7 protein-coding genes are annotated in these 7,203 nt (G+C 69.2%); 4 read left to right on the top strand and 3 right to left on the bottom strand.

All coding sequences use genetic code 11. The annotated features are described in order from the left end of the window. On the bottom strand, window positions 1–428 hold a 428-nt coding region (locus tag VGR37_14105; protein ID HEV2148532.1), incomplete at its 3' end, for an Hpt domain-containing protein. Window positions 429–534: 106 nt separating this feature from the next. Between VGR37_14105 and VGR37_14100 the strand changes: the two genes are divergently transcribed. Next, a complete protein-coding gene (locus VGR37_14100) occupies window positions 535–1,893 on the top strand; it encodes a hypothetical protein (protein HEV2148531.1) in 1,359 nt (452 codons plus the stop codon). Between the two features lie 17 nt (window positions 1,894–1,910). Here the strand turns inward: VGR37_14100 and VGR37_14095 are convergent, their stop codons facing one another. Next, entirely contained in the window at window positions 1,911–3,707 is a 1,797-nt protein-coding gene (locus tag VGR37_14095) for an ABC transporter ATP-binding protein (protein ID HEV2148530.1), read from the bottom strand. A gap of 164 nt (window positions 3,708–3,871) precedes the next feature. Continuing rightward, window positions 3,872–4,834: an integron integrase gene (locus VGR37_14090; protein HEV2148529.1), complete on the bottom strand. Its 963-nt coding sequence runs from the start codon at window positions 4,832–4,834 to the stop codon at window positions 3,872–3,874. Window positions 4,835–5,258: 424 nt separating this feature from the next. Here VGR37_14090 and VGR37_14085 point away from each other — a divergent pair, with 424 nt between their 5' ends. The 3 genes from VGR37_14085 to VGR37_14075 all read left to right on the top strand — a co-directional run bounded on the left by VGR37_14085 (window position 5,259) and on the right by VGR37_14075 (window position 6,947). Next, entirely contained in the window at window positions 5,259–6,200 is a 942-nt protein-coding gene (locus tag VGR37_14085) for a hypothetical protein (protein ID HEV2148528.1), read from the top strand. 193 nt (window positions 6,201–6,393) lie between these two features. Continuing rightward, entirely contained in the window at window positions 6,394–6,609 is a 216-nt protein-coding gene (locus tag VGR37_14080; GenBank protein ID HEV2148527.1) for a DUF433 domain-containing protein, read from the top strand. Between the two features lie 32 nt (window positions 6,610–6,641). Continuing rightward, window positions 6,642–6,947: a hypothetical protein gene (locus tag VGR37_14075; protein HEV2148526.1), complete on the top strand. Its 306-nt coding sequence runs from the start codon at window positions 6,642–6,644 to the stop codon at window positions 6,945–6,947. The last annotated feature ends 256 nt before the right edge of the window (window positions 6,948–7,203 follow it).

Here is a 7,203-nt window from a genome sequence, read left to right as displayed (position 1 = left end):
GGCACGAGCGCCGCGAAGGCCGGCTCCTGCTCCGGGGTTCCGGCCCGGTCCACGGCGCGGCGGAGCGCGGTCGCGCCGCGGAAGAGCGCCTGCAGCGTCGGCGGCGGCGGGGGCGCGGCGGAGCGCTTCAGGACGCTCTCCACCGAGTGGACGAAGTCCTGGATGGGGCGGAGCCCCAGCATTCCGGCGTTCCCCTTCAGCGTGTGCAGCCCCCGCAGGAGCGGCGCCCGGTCCGGCTCCGGGACCTCCTCCCCGCGCTCCCAGCCGGCGAGCGCAGCGTCGAGGCGCGCGATGGGATCGCGCGCCTCGTCGCGGAAGTCGCCCAGCAGCTCGGACAGGTCGAACGGTTCGGACAGCGCTCCCTCCCGGAGGCGGATCGGCGGGGGCGCACCGGCGCCCGGCCCACCATCCGGCATTTTGGGGGCCACCGCCGCCCCGTCCACCCCCGCGGCGGCGCGCGGGCCCTTGTGCGGCGACGGCGCGCGCGGAATCTTGGCTGCTCCCCGTCGTCCACCCGAACCCCGCCCCGCCCCCATGCCCCGGATCCGCTTCCCGCACCCCATGACGCTCCTGGTGGGCTTCATCGCCCTGGCCGCCGCGCTCTCCTGGCTCCTTCCCGCGGGGGAGTACGAGCGGCGCGAGGACCCCGCCACCGGGCGCGAGGTGGTGGTGGCGGGGACCTACCACGCCGTGGAGCCCGCCCCGGTGGGGCCCTTCGAGGCGCTGGTCGCCATCCCGCGCGGCATGGCGGAGGCGGCGGACGTGATCTTCGTGGTGTTCCTGGTGGGCGCGGCCTTCACGGTGCTGGACCGCACCGGGGTGCTCCGGCGCGCGGTGGACCGGCTGGTGGTGCGGATGGACGGGCGCACGCTGGCGGTGATCCCGGCGGTGTGCGTGCTCTCCGCCCTGGGCGGGGTGATGATCAACATGCAGGAGGAGTTCATCGCCCTGATCCCCGCGCTCCTGATCCTGACGCGGCGCATGGGCTTCGACCCGCTGGTGGCGGTGGCGATGAGCCTGGGGTCGGCGGCGGTGGGCTCGTCGTTCAGCCCCATCAACCCCTTCCAGGTGGGGATCGCGCAGAAGCTGGCCGAGCTCCCGCTCCTCTCCGCCGCGCCCTTCCGCATCGCCTTCCTAGTGCTGGCGCTGGCGATCTGGATCGCCGTGACCATGCGCTACGCCGCGCGGACGCGCGCCGCCCCGGAGGCCGCCGAAGCGCTGGCGGAGGGGGAGGTGCAGCCACGGGCGGCAGGCGGGCGCGACGCGGCCATCCTGGCGCTGGTGCTCGTGACCTTCGCCGTCTACGTCTTCGGAATCCTGCGGCTGGACTGGGGCTTCGACGAGATGGCGGGGCTCTTCTTCGCGATGGGGGTGGCGGTGGGGCTGCTGGGCGGGCTGCGGGTGGGCGGGACGGTGGAGGCCTACATCGAGGGGTTCCGCGACATGGCCTTCGCGGGGCTGCTGATCGGCTTCGCGCGGGCCATCTACGTGGTGCTGCAGGACGGGCGGGTCGTGGACACCATCGTGCACGGGCTGGTCACGCCCATCGCGGCGCTCCCGGTGGGGCTCTCCGCGCTGGGGATGATGGGCGCGCACGCGCTGATCCACTTCCCCGTCCCCAGCGTGAGCGGCCAGGCGGTGCTCACCATGCCGGTCCTGGTGCCGGTCTCCGACCTGCTGGGGATGTCGAGGCAGGTGACGGTGCTGGCCTACCAGTACGGCGCGGGGCTCACCGAGCTGATCGCCCCCACGAACGGCGCGCTGATGGCCATCCTGATCGCCGCGGACGTGCGCTACGAGCGCTGGCTGCGCTTCGTACTCCCGCTGTACGCGGGGCTGCTGGTCCTGGGCGCGGCGGCGGTGATGCTGGCGATCGCCATCGGGCTGCGGTAGCGGCGCCCGCGCCCGCCCTACACCGCGGCGGCCTCGCCGGTCTGGACGCGCCAGAGCGCGGCGTAGGTGCCGCCGGCGGCGAGCAGCTCCTCGTGCGTGCCGGACTCCACGATCTCGCCCTCCTGCATCACGTGGATGCGGTGCGCGTTCCGTACGGTGGAGAGGCGGTGCGCGATGGCGAGGGTGGTGCGCCCCACGCTGATCCTCTCCAGCGAGCGCTGGATGGCCGCCTCCGTCTCGTTGTCCACCGCCGAGGTGGCCTCGTCCAGCACCAGCACCGGCGGGTCCTTGAGGATGGCGCGGGCGATGGCGATCCGCTGCCGCTGCCCCCCCGAGAGCTTCTGCCCCCGCTCGCCCACCACGGTGTCGTACCCCTGCGGGAGCGCCATGACGAAGCCGTGCGCCTCGGCGAGCTCCGCGGCCCGGACCACCTGCGCGTCCGTGGCGCCGAAGCTTCCGTAGGCGATGTTCTCGCGCACGGTGCCGTGGAACAGGAACACGTCCTGGCTCACCAGCCCCACGGCGCGCCGCAGGTCGCCCGGGCGGATGCGGCGCACGTCCACCCCGTCCAGCATCACCGCGCCCGCGTCGATCTCGTACAGCCGCAGCAGCAGCTTCACCAGCGTGCTCTTCCCGGAGCCGGTGGGCCCCACCACCGCCACGGTCTCCCCCGCGGGAACGTGCAGCGAGAAGCGGCGCAGCACCGGCTCGCGGCCGGGGTAGGCGAAGGTCACCCGGTCCAGCTCCACCGCGCCGCGCACCGTCTCGGGCGGAAGCGCCAGCTCGCCCGGGTGCGCCTGCACCGGGGTGTCCAGCAGCGCGAAGATGCGCGTGCTGGAGGCCATGGCCCGCTGGTACAGGTCCAGCGTCTCGCCCAGGCGGGTGAGCGGCCAGAGGAGCCGCTGGGTGATGAACACCAGGAAGGAGTAGGTCCCCACCGCCAGCTCGCCCTCCAGCACCTGCAGCCCACCCAGGAGCAGCGTCCCCGTGAACCCCACCAGGATCACCACGCGGATCAGCGGCACGAAGGCGGCGCTCAGGCGGATGGCGTGGCGGTTGGTCCGCAGGTACGCCTCACTCTCCGCCGCCACGCGGGCCTCCTCGTGCGCTTCGGCGGCGTAGGCGCGGATGGTGGTGATCCCGCTCAGGTTGCTGGCCAGGCGCGCGTTGAGGGCGCCCACCGACTCGCGCACGGCGGCGTAGCGGGGGGCCAGCCGCGCCTGGAACACCAGTGAGCCCCAGATCACGAAGGGCATGGGGAGGAGGGCGACCCACGCCACCTCCGGCGCCGCGACGAAGAACGCCGCGCCGATGGCGAGCACCGTGGTCACCACCTGGATGACCTCGTTGGCGCCGCGGTCCAGGAAGCGCTCCAGCTGGTTCACATCGTCGGCGAGCACAGACATCAGCCCGCCCGTGCTGCGCTCCTCGTGGTACGCGAGGTCCAGCTCCTGCAGGTGCCGGTAGCCGTCCATGCGCAGCTCGTGCTGGAGCGTCTGCGCCAGGTTGCGCCAGAGGACGTCGTACAGGTACTGGAAGAGCGACTCCAGCAGCCACACCACGAAGGTGATGGCGGCCAGCACCACGAGCTGGTCGCGCACGTCCGGGAATCCCAGCCGCGCCACGAGCGAATCCTCGCCCCGGACCACCACGTCCACCGCGGCGCCGATCAGCGCCTCGGGGGCGAGGTCGAAGAGCTTGTTGAGGACGGAGCAGACCGAGGCGGCCCACACCCGCCGCCGGTGGGGGCGCGCGTAGCGGATCAGCCGGCGGAGCGGCGCGGACGGCTGTGGAGCGGGGGTGGCGTCGTTCACGGGCGGCGGCGCGGGTGCGGTGGGGCGCGGGCCGGGGCGGCCGCGCGGCGGGTAATCTGGTGGATCTCCGCCGGGCCGTCACCCCCGCCCCGCAGGAGCGAGCTGCGGGACCCAGCGGATGCATCGCGCCGACCGGCGGACGCGGGAGGGCCGGGTGCCTCCCCTCATCGGGCGTCGAGCGGGCTCCGCACGCCCATCCCGCCGCGGTTGAGGACGTGCGTGTAGATCATGGTGGTGCGCACGTCCTTGTGCCCGAGCAGCTCCTGCACGGTGCGGATGTCGTATCCGGCTTCCAGGAGGTGGGTGGCGAAGGAGTGCCGGAAGGTGTGGCAGCTCCCCGCCCTGGAGATCCCGGCCTTGCGAACGGCTTCGCTGACGGCCTTCTGGATCGCGGATTCGGAAAGGTGGTGCCGCCGCACCTGTCCGGAGCGGGGATCCACCGAGCGCGAGGGAGCGGGGAAGACGTACTGCCAGGCCAGGCTGCGGGGTGCGCCCGGGCGCTTTCTCGCCAGCGCGTGCGGCAGGTGCACCGCGCCGAAGCCCTCGGCCAGATCCCGCTCATGCAGCACGCGGACGCGCTGGAGCTGGTCTTCCAGCGGCCCTCTCAGCCTGTCCGGGAGCATGGTCACGCGGTCCTTCTGGCCCTTCCCGTCCCGGACGGCGATCTGCCCACTCTCGAAGTCCAGGTCCTTCACCCGCAGCCGCAGGCACTCGAGGAGGCGCAGCCCCGAGCCATAGAGCAGGCTGGCCGCCAGCCAGTGCGTGCCCTTGAGCTGGGCGAGCACGGCCTTGACCTCGCCCCGGGTGAAGACGGCCGGCAGCTTCGCGGGACGCCGTGCCCGCACCACATCCTCGATCACCCCGAGGTCGACCCCGAGGACGTCGCGGTACAGGAAGAGCAGCGCGGCGAACGCCTGGTTCTGCGTGGCGGCGGCGACCTCCCCCTCCGTGGCGAGGTGCGACAGGAAGGCGCGCACCTCCTGCGGGCCCATCTCCGCGGGGTGGCGCTTGCCGTGGAAGATCACGAAGCGCTTGATCCAGCGCGTGTATGCCTCTTCGGTTCGGATGGAGAAGTGCTTCAGGTGCAGCACGCGTCTGACCTGATCCAGCAGTCTGGGCGGGGGCATGAGCGCCTTGCTTCCGCGGGAGCGGTGGAGGTATACTGCCGTGGATGGCCTCAAGAATGCTGTCGCATAATCCGTCCCACAAGGGGTTATGCGGAAGAAAGTTCCACAAATCCCCTTCTGAGGCATCTGAACAGCAGTCGGAAGCGCTGAGGCGGCAGACGAATGCGGCCGGAGCGATGCGATGCAGCGCGTACGCGTTATCTGGAACGGGCTCCAGGTTGAGCCGCGCGGAGAGAGATGCCCAAAGGTTGCGAGCGGCGGCGCTTGGGCCCACAGGTGCCTGGGTGATATGTGGAGGTCCCTCGGCCTAAACAGTAGTTAGGCGCGTGCCCGTCAGAGTGCTTACCGTACATCCGCTTGCGCGCGACCGCGTCCCGGCGCAGATACAAGGTGGCACCCGATCTAACCTTTGCCTCGGTGACTCATGCCTCAGACCGGACTGATTTTCCGAGCACTTATCGCCTCTCCTAGTGATTGCGCACAGGAGCGTAAGATCATCCCAGAAGTTGTTGCTGCATGGAACGCGGTACACTCAGTCGATACCGCAGCCGTGATTGAGCCTGTTCTATGGGAAACACATTCACGGCCTGCATTCGGAGACAGGCCGCAAGGCATTATCAACCAGCAACTGGTCGACCGTTGCGACTTGCTCATTGGCGCATTCTGGACCCGGCTGGGAACCCCAACGGGAGTTGCCGAGTCAGGGACCGCCGAGGAGATCGAGCAGTTTCGCGCGGCACAGAAGCCGGTACTCCTTTATTTTTCTTCCGCACCGGTGGTGCCAGATAGCCTAGATCTCGACCAGTACAGGGCACTCGTCGAGTATCGTAAGCGCCTCGCCGAGGAAGGGCTCTATTCAGAGTATGAATCCCTCGCAGACTTCCGCGAGCAACTCCAGCGTCATTTGGCAGGCACCATGATCGACCTTCTTCGCGTGCAACCGTCGCGAGCGTTGGAGGCGCCTCCGGAACCCGATCCACTCGAGGAGCAGCGTGCAGCCGTGGGAGCCTTTCAGGCCCAGTTTGAGACGTTCCTTCGGCGCCTCAATGCAGAATGGGTAGCGGAACGGGACAGTGAGCCAATAAATACGAACGAGGGGAAGTACATCCTAAGCCGAGCAGCTGATGAGGTCGTGCACTTCCGCAGCATGATTACTCATGACAGGTCCGGCTTGTCGGGTACCCTCGATGAAGCATTGAAGCGGCTCCGGTCAATCCAGCGGCACCAAGTATATCTGGATGGCGGACAGTCGTTTCGTGAGTTCTGGGAAGAGGGCGACCGGATTCTCGACCTGTTGGGTACAGTTCCCTCGCAACTAATGCAAGTTCTCGAAGAAGCACATAGGTCCGCACCCCCTCGCGCCTAACGATTGCGCTGCAGGCGACATGCAGCCGGCGACCCTTGTACCGTCTGGCGCCCTGAGCGCCAGTCGCACTGCGGCGTGAGTTCACGTTCGGCTGCACGCGCCTGAGCTTGAGGGCGTTAGGCGGCTTGCCTCCGGGTCCACCCCCAGGTAAGCTTTGGGGTAGCATCGTTTTCACCAGCAACCGAGATCGCCCATGCCGCGCGAGGCCGTCTTCCATACCCACCCTGAGATCCTCAGCGGTACACCTGTCTTCATCGGCACTCGCGTGCCCGTGCGCACCCTCCTCGACTACCTGGAGGCCGGCGACTCGCTCGACGAGTTCCTCAAGGACTTCCCCGGCGTCCAGCGTGAGCAGGCCATACAGTTTCTCGAACAGGCGGTAGAGGCGCTTCTGGGCCGCGTGGCGTGAGCGAAGCTCGGCGCGTTCTCCTGGATGAGTGCGTGCCCGGCAGACTCAAGCGCGAACTGCCGGGCTTCGTTGTGCGCACCGTGCGAGAGCACGGCTGGGCCAGCAAGTTGGATGGTAGTCTCCTGCGAGATGCGGAAGCGGAGTTCGATGTTCTCGTGACCGTCGACCGCAATCTGGTTCACCAGCAGAACCTCTCGGGAATCCGGCTCGCGATCGTCGTTCTGGTCGCTTACAGTAACAACATTCGGGTGCTGCGGCTCCTCGTGCCCGAATTGCTGGAAACGCTCCGCACCATCCAACTAGGGCAGGTCGTCCACCTTGGGCCTCCCGCCGCCTAACCATTGCGCTGCAGGAGACGTGCGGCCGGCGACACTTTCACGCCTGGTGACGGGAGCGCCGGTCGCCGCGTCTGGGTGGCGCAGTTTGGCCGCACGCACCTGAGCTTGAGGGTGTTATAGCGGTTTGTGAGTCAGTCCGGAGCCAGGTGGTAGCCGCAGTGGGTGAACCAGCCACGAGCATCCAGGGCAGAGACGGTCTGCATGGCTGCGGTGATCGCCTCCTGTAAGCTCTCCAGAGTCCGCGCGGCGCGGCTGC

The organism is Longimicrobiaceae bacterium (assembly GCA_035936415.1).
Classification (GTDB): Bacteria; Gemmatimonadota; Gemmatimonadetes; order Longimicrobiales; family Longimicrobiaceae; genus JAFAYN01.
The sequence above is the reverse complement of the archived record's forward strand: the minus strand, read 5'-3'. Positions and strand labels throughout refer to the sequence as shown.